The organism is Saccharopolyspora sp. MMCC62, assembly GCF_057736575.1.
In genome coordinates this window covers 148,501-165,721 of sequence record NZ_JBYKCM010000002.1, presented here as the reverse complement: position 1 = coordinate 165,721, position 17,221 = coordinate 148,501, and the positions used below count along the sequence as shown (strand labels likewise).

16 protein-coding genes, 1 tRNA gene and 1 pseudogene are annotated in these 17,221 nt (G+C 69.7%); 16 read left to right on the top strand and 2 right to left on the bottom strand.

All coding sequences use genetic code 11. The features are described 5' to 3' along the window. Positions 1-144 precede the first annotated feature (144 nt). On the bottom strand, positions 145-1,383 hold the full coding sequence (locus tag AC29IT_RS04900) for a pyridoxal phosphate-dependent aminotransferase (RefSeq protein ID WP_358432520.1): 1,239 nt from the start codon (positions 1,381-1,383) through the stop codon (positions 145-147). A 201-nt stretch (positions 1,384-1,584) separates the two neighbouring features. Between AC29IT_RS04900 and AC29IT_RS04895 the strand changes: the two genes are divergently transcribed. The 5 genes from AC29IT_RS04895 (at position 1,585) to rplA (ending at position 4,462) form a co-directional block, all read left to right on the top strand. After that, a tRNA-Trp gene (locus tag AC29IT_RS04895) sits at positions 1,585-1,657 on the top strand. Positions 1,658-1,690: 33 nt separating this feature from the next. Then, entirely contained in the window at positions 1,691-2,080 is a 390-nt protein-coding gene (secE, locus tag AC29IT_RS04890; protein ID WP_358432522.1) for a preprotein translocase subunit SecE, read from the top strand. Between the two features lie 121 nt (positions 2,081-2,201). Next, positions 2,202-3,071, top strand: a complete 870-nt coding sequence (nusG, locus tag AC29IT_RS04885; protein WP_488218244.1) for a transcription termination/antitermination protein NusG — start codon at positions 2,202-2,204, stop codon at positions 3,069-3,071. A gap of 170 nt (positions 3,072-3,241) precedes the next feature. After that, entirely contained in the window at positions 3,242-3,676 is a 435-nt protein-coding gene (gene rplK / locus AC29IT_RS04880) for a 50S ribosomal protein L11 (protein ID WP_358432526.1), read from the top strand. Between the two features lie 72 nt (positions 3,677-3,748). Then, positions 3,749-4,462, top strand: coding sequence for a 50S ribosomal protein L1 (rplA, locus tag AC29IT_RS04875; RefSeq protein WP_358432528.1), 714 nt, complete (start codon positions 3,749-3,751; stop codon positions 4,460-4,462). Positions 4,463-4,520: 58 nt separating this feature from the next. Here rplA and AC29IT_RS04870 read toward each other — a convergent pair whose 3' ends face one another. Beyond that, positions 4,521-5,360 (bottom strand): hypothetical protein, encoded by an 840-nt coding sequence (locus AC29IT_RS04870; protein ID WP_488217990.1) that lies wholly within the window; start codon positions 5,358-5,360, stop codon positions 4,521-4,523. A 362-nt stretch (positions 5,361-5,722) separates the two neighbouring features. Between AC29IT_RS04870 and rplJ the strand changes: the two genes are divergently transcribed. The 11 genes and pseudogenes from rplJ (at position 5,723) to AC29IT_RS04815 (ending at position 17,193) form a co-directional block, all read left to right on the top strand. Further along, on the top strand, positions 5,723-6,250 hold the full coding sequence (gene rplJ, locus AC29IT_RS04865) for a 50S ribosomal protein L10 (protein ID WP_224956899.1): 528 nt from the start codon (positions 5,723-5,725) through the stop codon (positions 6,248-6,250). A gap of 96 nt (positions 6,251-6,346) precedes the next feature. Continuing rightward, on the top strand, positions 6,347-6,733 hold the full coding sequence (gene rplL, locus AC29IT_RS04860; RefSeq protein WP_266087469.1) for a 50S ribosomal protein L7/L12: 387 nt from the start codon (positions 6,347-6,349) through the stop codon (positions 6,731-6,733). A gap of 489 nt (positions 6,734-7,222) precedes the next feature. Next, positions 7,223-8,344, top strand: a pseudogene (locus AC29IT_RS04855) (ABC transporter ATP-binding protein); the annotation flags it as partial. Positions 8,345-8,655: 311 nt separating this feature from the next. Next, entirely contained in the window at positions 8,656-9,468 is an 813-nt protein-coding gene (locus AC29IT_RS04850) for an MlaE family ABC transporter permease (RefSeq protein WP_225043659.1), read from the top strand. 6 nt (positions 9,469-9,474) lie between these two features. Continuing rightward, on the top strand, positions 9,475-10,314 hold the full coding sequence (locus AC29IT_RS04845) for an MlaE family ABC transporter permease (RefSeq protein WP_358432535.1): 840 nt from the start codon (positions 9,475-9,477) through the stop codon (positions 10,312-10,314). Next, the gene (locus tag AC29IT_RS04840; RefSeq protein WP_358432537.1) at positions 10,311-11,666 is read left to right on the top strand and encodes an MCE family protein; all 1,356 of its coding nucleotides are present in this window, start codon (positions 10,311-10,313) and stop codon (positions 11,664-11,666) included. Before AC29IT_RS04845 ends, AC29IT_RS04840 begins: the two co-directional genes overlap by 4 nt. Before the next feature lie 2 nt (positions 11,667-11,668). Then, complete coding sequence (locus AC29IT_RS04835; protein WP_358432725.1) at positions 11,669-12,688, top strand: MCE family protein; 1,020 nt, start codon at positions 11,669-11,671, stop codon at positions 12,686-12,688. After that, positions 12,685-13,665, top strand: a complete 981-nt coding sequence (locus AC29IT_RS04830) for an MCE family protein (RefSeq protein WP_358432539.1) — start codon at positions 12,685-12,687, stop codon at positions 13,663-13,665. The genes AC29IT_RS04835 and AC29IT_RS04830 overlap by 4 nt, the downstream gene beginning before the upstream one ends. Next, positions 13,662-14,885 (top strand): MCE family protein, encoded by a 1,224-nt coding sequence (locus tag AC29IT_RS04825; RefSeq protein WP_488217989.1) that lies wholly within the window; start codon positions 13,662-13,664, stop codon positions 14,883-14,885. The genes AC29IT_RS04830 and AC29IT_RS04825 overlap by 4 nt, the downstream gene beginning before the upstream one ends. Then, the gene (locus tag AC29IT_RS04820; protein WP_488217988.1) at positions 14,882-16,087 is read left to right on the top strand and encodes an MCE family protein; all 1,206 of its coding nucleotides are present in this window, start codon (positions 14,882-14,884) and stop codon (positions 16,085-16,087) included. Before AC29IT_RS04825 ends, AC29IT_RS04820 begins: the two co-directional genes overlap by 4 nt. Next, positions 16,087-17,193, top strand: a complete 1,107-nt coding sequence (locus AC29IT_RS04815; protein ID WP_488217987.1) for an MlaD family protein — start codon at positions 16,087-16,089, stop codon at positions 17,191-17,193. Before AC29IT_RS04820 ends, AC29IT_RS04815 begins: the two co-directional genes overlap by 1 nt. Positions 17,194-17,221: the final 28 nt, after the last annotated feature.

The window sequence follows — 17,221 nt, the reverse complement described above, 5'->3', positions numbered from 1 at the left end:
GGCGGTGCTGCGAGCGCGGCCCGGTGGTCTTGGGAGGATCTTGGCCCACGCGGGGCCCTGGGGGCGGCTCAGCCCTCGTGGCGGGCCCCGCGCGGAGCTCGGCCCACCGGGGCGGTCGGGTGACCGCCCCGGGAACGGCCTAGTTCACTTCGCCTCGCCGAGCAGATCGGCGACGCGCTGCACACCGGCCACGAGGTCCTCGTCGCCGAGCGCGTAGGAGAGCCGGAAGTAGCCGGGGGTGCCGAAGGCCTCACCGGGCACCACGGCGACCTCGGCCTGCTCCAGCACGAGCTCGGCGAGCTCCGCGCTGGTCTTCGGCCGCACGCCGCGGATCTCCTTGCCCAGCAGTTCCTGCACCGACGGGTACGCGTAGAACGCGCCCTCCGGCTCCGGGCAGGTCACGCCCGGGATCGCCGAGAGCATCTCGACGATGGTGCGGCGGCGCCGGTCGAACGCGGCGCGCATGTCGGCGACCGCGTCCAGCGACCCGGTCACCGCCGCCAGCGCGGCCCGCTGCGACACGTTCGCCACGTTCGACGACAGGTGCGACTGCAGGTTCGCGGCGGCCTTGATCACATCCTTCGGCCCGATCATCCAGCCGACCCGCCAGCCGGTCATCGCGTAGGTCTTGGCGACGCCGTTGAGGATCACGCAGGTGTCGGCGAGCTCCGGGACCTGCGCGGCGATCGAGACGTGCTCGGCGTCGCCGTAGACCAGGTGCTCGTAGATCTCGTCGGTGATGACCCAGACCCCGTTGCGCACGGCCCACTCGCCGATGGCGCGGACCTGCTCCGGCGGGTACACCGCGCCGGTCGGGTTGGACGGGGAGTTGAACAGCAGGACCTTGGTGCGCGAGGTGCGCGCGGCCTCCAGCTGCTCGACGCTCGCCAGGAACCCGGTGGTGTCGTCGGTGGGCACCACGACCGGCACGCCCCCGGCGAGCTCGATCGCCTCCGGGTAGGTCGTCCAGTACGGCGCGGGCAGCAGCACCTCGTCGCCCGGGTCGAGCAGCGTGGCGAACGCCTGGTAGACGGCTTGCTTGCCGCCGTTGGTGACCAGGACCTGGCTCGGGTCGACGGTCAGCCCGGAGTCGCGCAGGGTCTTCGCCGCGATCGCCTCCCGCAGCTCCGGCAGGCCCGCGGCGGGGCTGTACCGGTGGTTGCGCGGGTCGGCGCAGGCCGCGACGGCGGCGTCCACGATGGGCTGCGGGGTGGGGAAGTCGGGCTCGCCTGCGCCGAAGCCGATGACGGGCCGGCCGGCCGCCTTGAGCGCTTTCGCCTTCGAGTCGACCGCGAGCGTCGCGGACTCGCTGATGCCGCCGACGCGGGCGGACACGCGCCGCTTCGAAGTGCCTGTCTCGGACTGGTCCACTGGTGCTGACATGGGAACATCTTCGCAGAGCGCGAACCGGACCGGCACGCTCCCCGCCTCGGCGTTCGCCGTTATGGGACCGCCTGTGCGGGAGCTGCGGGGCGATCCCGTACACTTCCCGTCTTGGGATGCCGGTACACCCGCACCCGAACTCGGCGTCGGCCGGATTCGGGGCTGGCGTATGGTGTGTTCCGACGCGGCCGACGGTCGCGAAGGGGTGTAGCTCAATTGGCAGAGCAGCGGTCTCCAAAACCGCAGGTTGCAGGTTCGAGTCCTGTCACCCCTGCGTCGATGCACACGGTGAGCGGAGGAAGCAGGCGTGAGCGACGACCGCGAGCAGGGGCCGGACGAGCAGCATGATGCCGCTCAGCCCTCCAGCGCCGCCGCACGACGCGAGCGTCGCGCCTCCCGCGCTTCCGCCCGGCAGGGCGGTGCGGATGGGCCGGAATCCGGTGCTACCCGCACAACTGAGTCGAAGGGCCGGCCGACTCCGTCGCGAGACGGCAAGAAGGGCCGGGTCTCGCCGTTCCGCAAGGCGTGGCGCTTCGTGCGCGAGGTGGTCGCCGAGCTGCGCAAGGTCATCTGGCCGACACGCCGGGCGCTGATCACCTACACGCTGGTGGTGCTCGTGTTCGTCAGCATTCTGGTGGCGTTCGTCGCCGGCCTGGACGTGCTGTTCGCCAAGGGCGTGCTCTGGTTGTTCGGCTGAGCGCCACGGCCCGCGGCGAACAGCGGGCCGCTGTCGCGCCATCGACCCGGCGCATAACGCACGAGAGGAAGCGAGAGCCACTGTGACCTCAGGAGACGGGACCTCCCACGAGGACCAGGAGTTGACCGGCCGGACCGGTGCGCCGGCCGAGGCCGAGGTGTCGGCGGTGGCCGACGACGTCGACTCCGCTCGCGGCGCCGACTCCGGCGAGGACACCGGTTCGACCACCGGCGCCGACGAGGAGAACTCGGCGGACGACGCGGTGACCGACGAAGCGGCCGAGTCCGCGGCGTCCACCGAGGACGACGCCGAAGCCGCAGCCGACGAAGCCGACGCCGCAGCCGACGACGCTGAAGAAGCCGAAGAAGAGGCCGAGGTCGACCCGGTCGAGGAGCTGCGCGCCGCGCTGCGCCGCGCTCCGGGCGAGTGGTACGTCGTGCACTCGTACGCCGGCTACGAGAACAAGGTCAAGACCAACCTGGAGACCCGCGCCCAGACGCTGGACGTCGAGGACTTCATCTTCCAGGTCGAGGTGCCCACCGAAGAGGTCACCGAGATCAAGAACGGCCAGCGCAAGCTGGTGCAGCGCAAGGTGCTGCCCGGCTACATCCTGGTTCGCATGGAGCTCAACGACGCCTCGTGGAGCGCGGTCCGCAACACCCCGGGCGTCACCGGGTTCATCGGTGCGACCTCGCAGCCCTCGCCGCTGAGCATCAACGACGTGCTGAAGTTCCTCGCGCCGCAGGCGGAGAAGGAAGCGAAGCCGGAGCAGGGCAAGAAGTCCGCCCAGCCCGCCGCGTCCGCGAAGCCCTCGGTCGAGGTCGACTTCGAGGTCGGCGAGTCGATCACCGTCATGGACGGTCCGTTCGCCACGCTGCCCGCGACGATCAGCGAGGTCAACGCCGACAACCAGAAGCTCAAGGTGCTGGTGTCGATCTTCGGCCGGGAGACTCCGGTCGAGCTGTCGTTCAACCAGGTTTCCAAGATCTGACCGGTTCCCCGGAAGCCCGGCGACGGGCCGACGAGGGGATTCCGGCGGCCGCGGCAGGCTCTGGCAGGACCTGCCGCGGGAACGGGCGACGCCACCGTCGTGGTCCCCGCCCGTGCCCGGCCCGTCCTCGGGTCGGGCGAACGGACACCGAAGACACTAGGAAGCTAGAGATGCCGCCCAAGAAGAAGAAGCTCGCAGCGATCATCAAGCTGCAAATCTCGGCAGGCCAGGCGAACCCGGCTCCGCCCGTCGGCCCCGCGCTGGGCCAGCACGGCGTGAACATCATGGAGTTCTGCAAGGCCTACAACGCCGCCACGGAGAGCCAGCGCGGCGACGTGGTGCCGGTCGAGATCTCCGTGTTCGAAGACCGCTCCTTCACCTTCAACCTGAAGACCCCGCCGGCGGCGAAGCTGCTGCTGAAGGCCGCGGGTGTGCAGAAGGGCAGCGGCGAGCCGCACAAGTCCAAGGTCGGCAAGGTCACCGCGGACCAGGTCCGCGAGATCGCGCAGACCAAGATGGTCGACCTCAACGCCAAGGACCTCGACCAGGCCTCGAAGATCATCGCCGGCACCGCCCGGTCGATGGGTCTGACCGTCGAAGGCTGACGAACCGGCACGTGTGGGAGGGCTCGCGCAGCCCTACGCGACCACGACTGATCCACCTTCTAAGGACAGAGAATGACTAAGCGCAGCAAGGCATATCAGCAGGCCGCCGAGCTGGTCGACCGCGCGCGGCTGTACGCGCCGCTGGAGGCCGTCGAGCTGGCCAAGAAGACCGCCAAGGTCAAGATGGACCCCACCGTCGAGGTGGCCCTGCGTCTGGGCGTCGACCCGCGCAAGGCCGACCAGATGGTCCGCGGGACCGTGAACCTGCCGCACGGCACTGGCAAGACCGTCCGGGTCATCGTGTTCGCCACCGGGGACAAGGCCGCTGAGGCCGAAGCCGCCGGCGCGGACGCGGTCGGCTCCGAAGACCTCATCGAGCGCATCCAGGGCGGCTGGCTCGACTTCGACGCGGCGATCGCCACCCCGGACCAGATGGCGAAGGTCGGCAAGATCGCGCGAGTCCTCGGGCCGCGCGGCCTCATGCCGAACCCGAAGACCGGCACCGTCACCCCGAACGTGACGAAGGCCGTCTCGGAGATCAAGGGCGGCAAGATCAGCTTCCGGGTGGACAAGCAGGCCAACCTGCACCTGGTGATCGGCAAGGCCTCGTTCGACACCACGCAGCTGGTGGAGAACTACGCGGCCGCGCTGGACGAGATCCTGCGTGCGAAGCCGTCCACCTCGAAGGGCCGCTACGTCAAGAAGATCACCTTCACGACGACGATGGGCCCCGGCATCCCGGTGGACCCGAGCGTGACCCGGAACCTCACCGAGGCTCCCGCCTGACGCGGACTTCCGCTGCGAGCGGGCCGTCCCCTTCCGGGGGCGGCCCGCTTTCGCGTTCTCAGGAGCAGGCCGCGGGCTGGTAGTTGTCGATCTGCCAGCCGCCGTTGGGCTGGCGGGACATGCTGAACTTCCCCAGCGGCGGGCCGCCGGAGACGCTCAGCGCGCACGAGTCGACGACGGCGCTGGCATCGCTCTCCTCGATGACGTCGTTGGTGAAGCGCGGGCTGCTGAACGAGCTCGGCTCGGTGACCTGCTCGTGCGCCTTGGCCGCCGCGGCCGCGCAGTCGGGGGTCTGGGAGTAGTAGGCGAAGGCGCTCCCGCCCTCCGGGGTGAACAGCGCGCAGGCCTGCTCGGGCTGGTGCGCGATGTAGCCGTAGAAGGCGCGGACGACCCGTTGCGGCGACGGCGGGGTGACGGGCGCGGCGCCCGGGGGAGTGCCGCCGGTGCCACCGCCGCCTCCGCCACCACCGGTGACGCCGCCGAGCAGCTTGGACAGCAGCCAGAACAGCAGCGCCACCACGAGCACCACCGTGATGAGCAGGAACAGCAGCCGCCCGAGCAACGGCCGGAGTAGCGACCACAGCAGTCCCAGCGCCTTCTTCCACCACGGCCTGCCCTGCGGCGGCTGCGGGGAGGTGGGCTGGGTCGCGGCGGGCTGCGGTGGCGGCGCGCCCTGGGCGCCGGTGCCGTCCTGCTGCCGCTGCCATTCCTGGAACTTCTGGAACTCCCGGAAGCGCTGGTACTCCTCGTACTGCCGGGTCTGCTCGTCGTCCGGGGCGGGCGCGTTCACCGGCGGGGTGCGCGGCGGCTCCGGCACGAGTTCGGCGTCCACCACGTCGGGGGTCGCGTCGGGGCGGGGGGATCGGTCGTCGCGGTGCGACTCGTTCGGGTCGGCCACGCCTGACATCTTGCCGTGCCGGGCAAGGGTGCTGATCGTCCCGCGCCGCGCTCGGCGCGCCCGCCCGCGACCTGCGGGGGTGCCGGTCGGGCGGGCTCGGGGGTGCAGTACTCTGATGGCAGTTCCACCCAAGACCGCTGGTCTTTCCGCGTGTCGTTCGCGATGTGCGGAAACGAAGGTCCCGTTGCGATGCGGGCGGCCCGCGCAGGAGGACGTGGCCGCACCCGAGCGCGCATGCGCGCCGGTGCTGAGTTTCCGCCCCGTGCCTGCTGCGCCGGGGCGTTTTTCGTCTCCTCGGGATCGTCAACCGGCTACGAATCCGCTTTCGCAGGATTCCGAGTCGATCGAAGAGAGGAGGCGACATGGCAAAGCCGGAGAAGGTCGACGCGGTCGAAGAGATCGCTTCGCGGTTCAACACCGCGACCACCACCGTGGTGACCGAGTACCGCGGGCTGTCCATGGCGCAGCTGGGGCAGCTGCGCACCGCCCTGGGCGAGGGCACGACCTACCGGGTCGCGAAGAACACGCTCGTCAAGCGGGCCGCCGAGCAGTCCGGGGTCGAAGGCCTCGACGACCTGTTCGTGGGCCCCACCGCGATCGCCTTCATCGAGGGCGAGCCGGTGGACGCGGCGAAGGCGCTCCGCGATTTCGCGAAGGACAACCAGGCCCTGGTCATCAAGGGCGGCTACATGGACGGCCGCGCGATCTCGGTTTCCGAGGTCGAGCGGATCGCCGACCTGGACTCGCGCGAGGTCACGCTGTCCAAGCTGGCCGGCGCGCTGAAGGGCAAGCTGAACCAGACCGCAGGCCTGTTCGCCGCTCCGGCGTCCCAGGTCGCGCGCCTGGCCGCCGCGCTGCAGGAGAAGAAGGGCGCCGAGTCGGACTCCTGATCCGTCCCGGCCCGGAACGCTGCGCGCGCGCCGGGATTCCGCCCGCACATCGCACCCGTTCGCCGAGGCGGACGCAGATCTGAAAGGAACGCCGTCATGGCCAAGCTGAGCAACGACGAGCTGCTGGACGTCTTCAAGGAAATGACGCTGCTGGAGCTCTCCGAGTTCGTCAAGCAGTTCGAGGAGACCTTCGACGTCACCGCCGCCGCCCCGGTCGCGGCCGTGGCCGCCCCCGCCGCCGGTGGCGCTGCCGCCGAGGCCGAGGAGCAGGACGAGTTCGACGTCGTCCTCGAGGACGCCGGCGACAAGAAGATCCAGGTCATCAAGGTCGTCCGCGAGGTCGTCTCCGGTCTGGGCCTGAAGGAGGCCAAGGAGCTCGTCGAGGGCGCCCCGAAGGCCCTCCTGGAGAAGGTCGACAAGGAGAAGGCCAACGAGGCCAAGGCCAAGCTGGAGGAGTCCGGCGCCAAGATCTCCCTGAAGTGATCTCGCGCCGCCCGGGCACCGCTCACGCGGTGTCACGGGCGGCACGCACTTCCGCCGCGAAGCGGAGTGGTCCACGAAGGACTCCGAGGCGGTCCGCGAATCGATCGGATAACGATCGTCGCGGGAGATCCGTGCACTGGATCTCCAGATCCGCCCGGCCGACCGGGAAAAGATCATTCCGCGAGTGGTACGAGAAGGCGGGCACCCACCCCGGGTGCCCGCCTTTTTGCGTTCCGTGCACATTTCATTGATCTTTTCGGTCTGCGAAACGATGAATCCGGACAGTTCGGAACAGTTCGCGTCGCGCTCTGGGAATCCAACTGAACTCGTGAGTAACCTGTGCGCGTCTCGCTCGTTGCATAGGTGTGACGCTCCTGACGTCGGTTAGTCGAGTCACATATGCGAGGCTCCCCGTTCGGGTGCGCTACTGCACCTGGCGGAGTGATGCCAGCGAGTAACGCGGCCAACGAAGGAACGCGGAGGTGCCGGATGGGTGTCGAGGTCAGGGTCGAGGGCTTGTCCAAGTCCTTCGGCGCGCAGACCATCTGGCGGGATGTGACGCTGACCCTCCCGACCGGTGAGATCAGCGTCCTGCTGGGGCCGTCGGGCACCGGCAAGTCGGTCTTCCTGAAGTCCTTGGTGGGCCTGCTCAAACCGGAGCAGGGCAAGGTGCTCATCGACGGCGTCGACGTCTGCGACTGCGCGGAGAAGGATCTCTACGAGATCCGGAAGCTGTTCGGGGTGCTGTTCCAGGACGGCGCGCTGTTCGGCTCGATGAACCTCTACGACAACATCGCCTTCCCGCTGCGCGAGCACACCCGGAAGAACGAGTCCGAGGTGCGCCAGGTCGTGATGGAGAAGATGGAGATGGTCGGCCTGCTCGGTGCCGAGACCAAGCTCCCGGGCGAGATCTCCGGCGGTATGCGCAAGCGCGCCGGACTGGCCAGAGCACTGGTGCTGGACCCGGAGATCCTGCTGTTCGACGAGCCGGACTCGGGTCTGGACCCGGTGCGGACGGCCTACCTGAACCAGCTGATCGTGGACCTGAACGCGCAGATCGACGCGACCTGCCTGATCGTCACGCACGACATCAACACGGCCCGCACGGTGCCGGACAACATCGGGATGCTGTTCCGCCGCAACCTGGTGATGTACGGGCCGCGGGAAGTCCTGCTGACCTCGACGGAACCGGTGGTGGAGCAGTTCCTCAACGGCCGCAGGCAGGGCCCGATCGGGATGAGCGAGGAGAAGGACGCCGGGCAGGCGGCCGCCGAGCTCGCCGAGCTGCGCGGGGAGCAGGGCGTCCCGCACATCATGCCGCAGCTGGAGGCGACGCCCGGCCTGCCGGAGCGCACCGCGGTGCGGCGCAGGCAGGACCGGGTGATGGCGAACCTGGGCTCGCTGACCCCGTCGGCGCAGCAGGAGATCTTCAAGAGCCTCACCCCGCAGGAGCGGGAGCGCTACGGGATCCGCGAAGGCTCCCCGGCGCCGGCGGTCTCGCGCAGCGGCACCCTGCCGCAGGGCGACGTGGCGCAGGTCCCGCAGCAGCCCGCGGCGGCCGCGCAGCAGGCACCGCAGCGTCCGGCGACCCCGGACCGGCAGAACCAGGCCGCCCAGAGCCAGGCCGCGCAGAACCAGGCCGCGCAGAACCAGGCCGCGCAGAACCAGGCCGCGCAGAACCAGGCCGCGCAGAACCAGGCCGCGCAGAACCAGGCCGCCCAGAACCAGGCGAGGCACGCCGCGCCGCAGAACCCGGCGCCCGCCCCGCAGGGCAAGCCCGCCCAACCCGGACCCGGGGCGTCCCGGCCCTCGCCGCGGCCCCGGCCGCGCGGAGAACCGCCGCTGCAGTCCGGATTCCAGCCCGATGACGAACCGGTGAGCGCGCGCCGCCGCTGGTTCGGACGCCGCAAAGGTGGTGAGCAGTGAGCGCACCGCCCACGCGATCGCGGGCGAGCAGCGCACGATCCTTCCCGGGATCGGGAGCATTGCGCGAGACAGGCCGATTGTTCGCACTGGGACTGGACGTGGTCCGGTCCATCCCGAGCCGGCCGTTCCAGTTCCGTGAGTTCATCCAGCAGTGCTGGTTCATCGCCAGCGTGACCATCCTGCCCACCGCGCTGGTGGCGATCCCGTTCGGCGCGGTCATCGCGCTACAGCTGGGTTCGCTGACCCGCCAGATCGGTGCCCAGTCGTTCACCGGCGGCGCGAGCGTGCTGGCGATCATCCAGCAGGCGAGCCCGATCGTGACGGCGCTGCTGATCGCCGGTGCCGGTGGTTCGGCGATCTGCGCCGACCTCGGTTCGCGGAAGATCCGCGACGAGATCGACGCCATGGAGGTGCTCGGCGTCTCCGTGGTGCAGCGCCTGGTGGTGCCGCGGGTGCTGGCGGCGATCCTGGTCGCGGTGCTGCTCAACGGCATGGTGAGCGTCGTCGGCGTGCTCGGCGGCTACTTCTTCAACGTGATCATGCAGGGCGGGACGCCCGGCGCCTACATGGCGAGCTTCAACGCGCTGGCGCAGCTGCCGGACGTGTGGATCAGCGAGCTGAAGGCGCTGATCTTCGGCTTCCTGGCCGGTGTGGTGGCCGCCTACCGCGGGCTGAACCCGCCGCCCGGGCCGAAGGGCGTGGGCGATGCGGTCAACCAGGCCGTGGTGATCACCTTCCTGCTGCTGTTCGCGGTGAACTTCATCCTGACCACGATCTACCTCCAGGTCGTGCCGCCCAAGGGGATGTGAGCGGTCATGACGACGATGACGCAACGCGCCAAGCGCCTGGCCCGGCGACCGCTGGAGGTGCTCGACGATCTGGGCGACCAGATGTCGTTCTACCTGCGGACGCTGGGCTGGATCCCGAAGTCGATCACCCGGTACGCGAAGGAGACGCTGCGGCTGCTGACCGAGGTCAGCTTCGGCAGCGGGGCGCTCGCGGTGATCGGCGGCACGGTCGGCGTGATGATCGGCATGACGCTGTTCACCGGGACCGTGGTGGGCTTGCAGGGCTACGCGGCGCTGAACCAGCTGGGCACCTCGGCGTTCGCCGGGTTCGTCTCGGCCTACTTCAACACCCGCGAGATCGCGCCGCTGGTGGCCGGGCTGGCGCTGTCGGCGACGGTCGGGTCCGGGTTCACCGCGCAGCTCGGCGCGATGCGGATCTCCGACGAGATCGACGCGCTGGAGGTCATGGGCGTGCCGAGCCTGCCGTACCTGGTGACCACGCGGGTGATCGCCGGGTTCGTGGCGGTGGTGCCGCTGTACGTGCTGGGCCTGCTGACCTCGTACCTGGCGGCGCGGACGGTGACGGTGCAGCTGTACGGGCAGTCGGCGGGCACCTACGACCACTACTTCAACCTGTTCCTCCCACCGGAGGACGTGTTGTGGTCCTTCGGGAAGGTGCTGATCTTCAGCGTCGTGGTGATCATGACGCACTGCTACTACGGCTACCGGGCCAGCGGCGGCCCGGCGGGCGTCGGTGTCGCGGTGGGGCGCGCGGTGCGCACGGCGATCGTGACGACGGCGCTGCTCGACTTCTTCCTCAGCCTCGCGATCTGGGGCACCACGACGACGGTTCGGATCACGGGATGAGTACTCGCACGGCACTGTTCACGGTGCGGCGCAGGCTGCTCGGCCTGGCGCTGCTGATGGTCATCGTGCTGTTCCTGGCGTTCTCGATCGCCACCTACCAGCGGGCCTTCCAGTCCACTGTGGACGTGGTGCTGAAGGCGGCGTCCACCGGGAACCAGCTGATGCCGGACTCGGACGTCAAAGCCCGCGGCATGATCATCGGCCGGGTCTCCGAGGTGCGCCCCGTCGACGACGGTGCCGAGCTGCACCTGGCGCTCGAGCCGGACAAGGCGCGGTTGTTGCCCGCGAACGTGTCGGCGCGGTTGTTGCCGCGGACGTTGTTCGGGGAGCGGTACGTGTCGTTGGACGTGCCGGAGCAGGCGTCGTCGGTGCGGTTGGCTTCGGGTGATGTGATCTCGCAGGACCGGACGGCGGCGTCGGTGGAGTTGGAGACGGTGCTGGCGGACACGATGCCGGTGTTGGAGGCGATCCATCCGGATGATCTGGCGGTGACGTTGAATTCGTTGAGCCAGGCGTTGGACGGTCGTGGTGAGTCGATCGGGGACACGATCTCGCGGTTGAACGAGTACGTGGCGGGGTTGAACCCGTCGTTGCCGCAGTTGCAGGAGAACCTGCGGCAGTTGGTGGGGGTGGCGGAGACCTACGAGCAGGCGGCGCCGGATGTGCTGGCGGCGTTGGGTGATCTGTCGCAGACCTCGCGGACGCTGGTGGACCAGCAGGAGAACCTGCGCGGGCTCACCTCGCAGCTGACGACCACGTCGAACGACGCGACCGGGTTCCTCGAAGCGAACGGCGACGACCTGATCCGGCTCGGCGAGTCCGCCCGGCCCACCGCCGACGTGCTCGCGAAGTACTCCCCGGCGTTCCCCTGCTTCCTCAAGGGCATGGCCGACTACGTGCCGCTGATCGACCAGGCCTTCGGTGTCGGGACGAAGGAACCGGGCCTGCACATCACGCTGGAGATCGTGCCGCACCGCGGGAAGTACATCCCGAACCAGGACGAGCCGGTGTACGGCGACAAGCGCGGCCCGCGCTGCTACGACTTCGTCAACGGCCCCAAGCCGTTCCCGCAGTACCCGCCGGACGGGCCGCTCAACGACGGCTCGGTGCCGCCGCCCGCGTCCCGCACCGGCACCGACGGCCTGCTGCCCAGCGGCGGTGCTCCCGCGAGCACCACGCCGCAGTCGGCCCCCGCCTCCGACGGCCTCGGAGTGCAGAACTCGCCCGCCGAACGGGACATGGTCTCGACGGTGCTGGCACCCACGATCGGCGAGCCCGCCCAGAACGTGCCCGGCTGGGGCTCGCTGCTGGTCGGCCCGGTCCTGCGCGGAGCGGAGGTGAGCTACCGGTGAACGTGCGCGGCGTCTTCGGACCCCTGGTCAAGTTCGGCATCTTCGTGCTCGTCACGGTGCTGGCGACCGGGGTCCTGGTGATCACCATCGCGAACAACGACCTGCGATCCGCGGAGGACTACAAGGCCAGGTTCACCGACGCGACCGCCCTCAACGTGGGCGACGAGGTCCGCATCTCGGGCGTCAAGGTCGGCCAGATCGAGGACATCCAGGTGGTGGACCGCCGGACCGCCGAGGTCGAGTTCAGCGTCTCCGAGCGCAAGCTGCCCAAGTCGGTGCAGGCGACGATCAAGTACCGGAACCTCGTCGGCCAGCGCTACCTCGCGCTGGAGCAGGGCGTGGGCGCGCCGAACGACTACCTGCCCGCCGGCGGCACCATCCCGCTCGCGCAGACCAAGCCGGCGCTGGACCTCACCGTGCTGCTCGGCGGGTTCAAACCGCTGTTCCAGGCCCTGTCGCCGAACGACGTGAACAAGCTGTCCTACGAGATCATCCAGGTGCTGCAGGGCGAAGGCGGCACGGTGCAGAGCCTGCTGTCGCACACGGCATCGCTGACCTCCACGCTCGCCGCCAAGGACCAGGTGATCGGCGAGGTCGTCACCAACCTGAACAACGTGCTCGGCACCGTCAACGCCCGCGACGACCAGCTCTCCGGCCTGATCGTGCAGCTCCAGCAGGTCGTGTCCGGGCTGTCCGAGGACCGGGAGTCCATCGGTGACGCCGTGGGCGCGCTGGACGGGCTCACCAACACCACCGCCGGGCTGCTGACGGAGGCGCGACCGCCGCTGCAGCAGGACATCGCCGGGCTCGGCGAACTGTCCAAGAACCTCAACGACAACGAGGACATCACCGAGCGGACCCTCCAGAACATGCCCGACAAGCTGGAGACGATCACGCGCACCGGCACGCACGGCGCCTGGTTCAACTTCTTCCTGTGCGGGCTGTCCGGGAAGGTCGGCATCGGCGACGTCAACATCCCGCTGCCGCTGATGCCCGCGACCCAGCCGAGGTGCCAAGGATGACGTCTTTCCAGAAACGCGATCCGCTCAAGATCGGCATCGCCGGTCTGCTGGTGCTGGTGCTCGGGTTCATCCTCGCGATGAACTTCGAACGGCTGCCGCTGGTCGGCGGCACCAGCTACCAGGCGAACTTCAGCGAGTCCGCCGGGCTGATGCCGGACAACGAGGTCCGGGTCGCCGGGGTGAAGGTCGGCACCGTCAGCTCCGTCGAGCTCGAAGGCGACCACGTGGCCGTCTCGTTCCGGGTCAAGGACGCCTGGATCGGGAACAACACCACCGCCGCCATCAAGATCAAGACTTTGCTGGGGCAGAAGTACCTGGCGCTGGACCCGCGCGGTGACGCGGAGCAGTCCAGTTCGGACCCGATCCCGCTGAACCGCACCATGGCGCCCTACGACGTGATCGAGGCGTTCAGCGGCCTGCAGCGGACCGTCGGCAGCATCGACACCCAGCAGCTCGCCGACAGCTTCCAGACGCTGTCCGACACGTTCTCGGACACCCCCGACGACGTGCGCGGCGCGCTCAACGGGCTGTCCGCGCTGTCCCAGACCATCTCGTCCCGCGACCAGCAGCTCAAGGAACTCCTGGCGAACACGGCGAACGTGTCCCGCACCGTCGCCGACCGCAACGCCGAGTTCGAGAAGCTGCTCGCCGACGGGAACCTGCTGCTGCAGGAGGTCCGGGACCGCCGCGACCAGATCAGCTCGCTGCTCACCGGCACCCGCGCCCTGTCCGCGCAGCTGAGCGGACTCGTCGACGACAACCAGGCGCAGCTCGGACCGACCCTCGCCCAGCTGGACAAGGTCACCAAGATGCTGCAGCGCAACCAGGACAACCTCGACCGCAGCATCGAGGCGTTCGGTCCGTTCACCCGGGTGTTCTCGAACGTGCTCGGCACCGGCCGCTGGTTCGACACCTACATCTGCGGTCTGCTGCCGCCCAGCGTCGGCCCGCTCAACCCGGAGGGCTGCAAGCCATGAGCACCCGGAAACCGCCCCTCACCAGCATGATCGCCATCGCCTGCGCGGTGGCGCTGCTGGCCACCGGTGCCGTGTGGTGGGTGTTCTACGGCGCGAACGAGAAGCGCGTCACCGCGTACTTCACCGCCGCCGTCGGCGTCTACCCCGGCGGGGACGTGCGGATGCTCGGCGTCCCGATGGGCACCGTCGACCAGGTCGAGCCGCACGGGCAGACCGTGAAGGTCACCATGTCGCTGGACCGGGACGTGGACGTGCCCGCCGACGCGAACGCGGTGCTCGTCTCGCCGAGCGTCGTCAGCGACCGGTACGTGCAGCTCGCGCCCGTCTACAAGGGAGGGCCGAAGCTCGCCGACGGCGCCGTCATCCCCAAGGAGCGCACCGCCACCCCCGTCGAGCTCGACGAGGTGTACCGCAGCCTCAACGACATCACCGCGGCCCTCGGGCCGGAGGGCGCGAACAAGGACGGGGCGCTGACCCGGTTGCTCGACACCGGTGCCGCCAACCTCGATGGCAACGGCCAGGCGCTCGCCGACACCCTGCAGCACCTCGGCCAGGCGGGCAGCACGCTGTCGGGCAGCAGCAAGGACCTGTTCGCCACCGTCGACAACCTGCAGCGGTTCACCACCATGCTCAACGACAACGACGACCAGGTGCGCCGGTTCAACACCCAGATGCAGGACGTCAGCGCGCTGCTGGCGGGGGAGCGCGAGGACCTCGGCGCCTCCTTCGCCGAACTCGCCGTCGCGCTCGGCAAGGTCGAGCAGTTCGTGCGGGACAACCGCGGACAGCTCAAGTCCAACGTGGACCAGCTCAACGGCGTCGCCCAGGTGCTGGTGAACCAGAAGGCGGCGCTGTCCGAATCGCTGCGGGACGCGCCGCTCGCGCTGGGCAACCTGCAGAACTCCTACAACGCGGCCTCCGGCACCCTCGACACCCGCGCCGTGATCAACGAGCTGAACGAGCCGCCGCTGGTGGGGGTGTGCAAGCTCGTCCGCCAGCCCACCGCCGGGACCCCGCTGCAACTGCCGGACAACGTGCTCGACGCGTGCAACGCGATCCAGCCGGTGCTCGACGGGATCCTGCCGTTCTCCAGCATCGCCGACCTGCTCTCGCAGGCGCAGGGCAACCCGCCCGCGCAGCAGAACGGCGCCGCCACCGGCGACCCGGCGCTGCCGCTCGGCGGCGTCGGTGCCCCGCTCGTCACCGGAGGTGGCCAGTGATCAGCCGCGGAACCCCGGCGCGCGGCGCCGGGAAGGTCCTCGCCCTCGCCACCAGCGCGCTCGTGCTGGTCAGCGGCTGCGGGTTCACCGGCGTCTCCGGGTTACCACTGCCCGGCGGCGCCGACCTCGGCGACAAGCCCTACCAGGTGAAGGTGCGCTTCGACGACGTGCTCGACCTGGTGCCCAACGCCGGGGTGCGGGTCAACGACGTGCCCGTCGGACGGGTCAGCACCATCGGGCTCGCCGACCGCTCCTGGGACGCCGAAGCCGTCCTCGAGGTCAACCGGGACGTGAAGCTGCCCGGCAACGCCATCGCCCGGCTCCGCCAATCCAGCCTGCTCGGCGAGAAGTACGTCGAACTCGCCGCCCCGCCCGCGCCCGAGGCGCCGCAGGGCGAGCTCATCAACGGCGACGTGATCAGCCTGGACCGCAGCGGCCGCAACCCCGAGGTCGAAGAAGTCCTCGGCGCGCTGTCCCTGCTGCTCAACGGTGGTGGCGTCGCCCAGCTGCAGAACATCACCCGCGAGCTCAACACCGCCCTCGACGGGCGCGAGGGCGACGCCCGCAACCTGCTCGGCAACCTCGACGAGCTCGTCGCCGGGCTCGACGCGCAGCGCGACGACATCACCCGCGCGCTGGACAGCGTCAACCGGCTCTCCGCCAGCCTCGACGCGCAGCGCGGCAACATCGACACCGCGCTGCGCGACCTCGAACCCGGGCTGAAGGTGCTCAACGACCAGCGCACCCAGCTGGTCACCATGTTGCAGTCGCTGGACAAGCTCTCCGGGGTCGCCACCGACGTGGTCAACCGCAGCCAGGACGACCTGGTGCACAACCTGCAGGCGCTGCAGCCGACGCTCGCCCAGCTCGAAGCCGCCGGCGACGACCTGCCGAAGTCCTTCGAGATCCTGCTGACCTACCCGTTCACCGACGGCGCCGTGCAGGGCATCAAGGGCGACTACACCAACCTGTACATCGACGCGGACCTCAACCTCACCAACATCCTCGGCAACCTCGGCCGATCCCGGCAGCCGCTGATCCAGCTGCCGGGCGCTCCGCCGCTGCCGCTGCAACCGCAGCCCCAGCAGCAACCCGGCACCACGGCCCCGCAACCGTCCCCGGCGCCGTCCACCGAGCCGAGCACCGAACCGGAGAAGGACGACGGCGGGCTGCTCGGCTTCCTGTTCGGAGGCGATGACTGATGCTCACGCGCAAAACCCGCCTGCAGGTCATCGCGTTCGTGGTGATCGCGTTCGTCGGCATCGGTTACGCGGGCGCCCGGTACGCCGGGCTGGACCGGCTGCTCGGCCCCCGTGGCTACGTCGTGACCATGAACCTCGCCGACTCCGGCGGCATCTTCGACAACGCCGAGGTCACCTACCGGGGCGTGCCCGTGGGCCGCGTCGGGGAGATGAAGCTGACCTCCGACGGCATCCAGGTGCCGCTGGACATCGAGGCGGGCAACGACCGCATCCCGCGGGACGTCGACGCCGTGGTCACCAACCGGTCCGCCGTCGGCGAGCAGTACGTCGACCTGCGGCCCAAGACCGACTCCGGGCCGTACCTCGAGGACGGGTCGGTCATCCGGAAGCAGGCCACCAGCACGCCGCTGCCGGTCGAAGAGCTCATGACCAACCTGGACGACTTCTCCAAGTCGGTGCCGGAGGACTCGCTGCGCACCGTCGTCGACGAGCTCGGCACCGCGTTCCGCAACAACGGCGGCAACCTGCAGCGGGTGCTCGACACCACCCGCGAGTTCACCACCGAAGCGCAGCAGCACCTGCCGCAGACCCGGAAGCTGCTGGAGGACGGCACCACCGTGCTGGCCACCCAGAACGAGCAGGGCTCCGCGATCCGCTCCTACAGCTCCGACCTGCGGCTGCTGGCCGAGCAGCTGCGCAGCTCCGACCCGGACATCCGCAACCTCATCAAGCAGGCGCCGCCCGCGGCGCGCCAGGTCAGCGGACTGCTCAACGAGACCGGGCCCCAGCTGGGCACGCTGGTGCGGAACCTCACCAGCACCACCGACCTGCTCGCCGCCAACAACGACGGCATCGAGCAGCTGCTGGTGACCTACCCGATGGTCTCCGCGGGCGGTTACAGCGTGGTGCCCGGGGACGGCACCGCCCACTTCGGACTCGCGCTCAACATCTTCGACCCGCTGCCGTGCACGGCCGGTTACGAAGGAACCCAGAAGCGTGCAGGCAACGACCTCGCGCCGACACCGCTGAACTCTGATGCACACTGTGCGGAGCCGCCGGGTAGCCCGATCAACGTACGCGGCGCCCAGAACGCCCCCGGACAGTGAGCCAGCCCGACGGCACCGCGAAACGAGG